Source organism: Synechococcus sp. BA-120 BA3, assembly GCF_034931285.1.
GTDB lineage: Bacteria > Cyanobacteriota > Cyanobacteriia > PCC-6307 > Cyanobiaceae > Cyanobium.
Genome location: NZ_JAYGHZ010000166.1, coordinates 1 through 1,556 on the forward strand (window position 1 = coordinate 1; position 1,556 = coordinate 1,556).

1 protein-coding gene is annotated in these 1,556 nt (G+C 76.2%); it reads left to right on the forward strand.

Features of this window, described 5'->3' with window-relative positions; genetic code table 11:
• Nucleotides 1-20: 20 nt before the first annotated feature.
• The coding region (locus VB737_RS06935; RefSeq protein ID WP_500312194.1) for a phosphodiester glycosidase family protein at nucleotides 21-1,556 on the forward strand (1,536 nt) is incomplete at its 3' end.

Sequence of the window (1,556 nt, forward strand, 5' to 3'; positions counted from 1 at the left end):
GCGATGACCCGCGCCGGCCGATGGCGCTGTGGCTGCCGCTGGAGGTGCTGGAAGGCCAGCTGGGCTTCAGCAGCCGCGCCAGGCCCGATGGCGCCCTGGCGCTGGAATGGTTCGGCCGGGAGCTGGTGGTGCCTCCGGCGCAGCAGCGCTCGCTGGCCGACGAGGTGGCCGTCGATGTGGCCGTCCTCCTGCAGGATGCGGGCGTGGCGGTGGAGCGCCGCGGCGAGCGGCTGGATCTGCGCCTGCCGGCCCCCCGCCTGCTGCAGGTGCGCAGCTCCGAGCAGGCCGGCGTCCGGCGGGTGGTGCTCGACCTCGACGGACCCGCCCTGGTGCGCAGCAGCGAGGGCGGCCTGCAGCTGTCCCTGCTCAGCCGGCCGGACCAGTTGGCCCAGCTCACCGCCCGGGGCCTGCGCAGCCGCAGCGACGGGGCGGACCTGACCCTGGCCGTGCCGGGCGGCGTCGCCCCCCTGCGCACCTTCACCCTGGGAGATCCGGCCCGGGTGGTGATCGACCTGCCCCAGGGCGCCGGCAGCGTCGGCACGGCGCCGGAGGCACCGGCGCCGATCGATCCACGGCTGCTGGCGATGCTCGGCTCCCAGCTGCGCTGGGACCAGCAGGTGCGCAGCGTGGGCGGCACCCGGGTCCAGGTCAACGCCGTGCGGATCGATCCGCGCAGCGCTCCCCTGGAACTGCGCACCCTGAGCCGCCCCGACGGCATGGCGGGGCTCAGCTCCCTGACGGCCCTGGCCCAGCGCCAGGACGCCCTGGTGGCGATCAACGGCGGCTTTTTCAACCGGGTGCGCCGGCTGCCCCTCGGCGCCCTGCGGGACCAGGGCCGCTGGCTGTCCGGCCCGATCCTCAACCGCGGCGCGGTGGGCTGGGAGCCCCGCAGCCTGCCGCGCTTCGGCCGCCTGCGGCTGGATGAGTGGATCAGCGACGACCGCGGCCAGCGCCTGCCGCTGCTGACCGTGAACAGCGGCCTGGCCCAGCGGGGCCTGAGCCGCTACACGGCCGACTGGGGTCGGCTCTACCAGGCCCTGACCGGCTCCGAGACGGGCCTGCTGCTGAGCGGCGGCCAGGTGCAGCGCCGGATCGGCAGCGCCGAACTGGCGGCGGGGGTGCCGCTGCGGCCGGAGGACACCCTGGTGGTGGCCCGCGGCGGGGCCGACCTGCCCTGGGGCCAGGGGGACCGGCTGCGGATCGAGAGCCGCCCCAGCGATCCGGTGGGCAACGCCTCCTCGGTGATGGGGGGCGGACCGCTGCTGCTCCAGAGCGGCCGCATCGTGCTCAACGGCGGCGCCGAGGGGTTCGGGGCCGCCTTCCTGCGCCAGGGGGCCCCCCGCACCGTGGTGGGCAGCGACGGCACCCTGCTGTGGCTGGTGACCCTGCAGGGCGCCGGGGGAGGACCCGGACCCACCCTCGCCGAAACCGCCTGGCTGCTGCAGCAGATGGGGCTGGTGGATGCGCTCAACCTCGACGGGGGCAGTTCCACGGGCCTGGTGATGGGGGGCAGCCACCGGGTCAAGGGGCGCGGCGTGGCCGGCTCGGTGCACAAC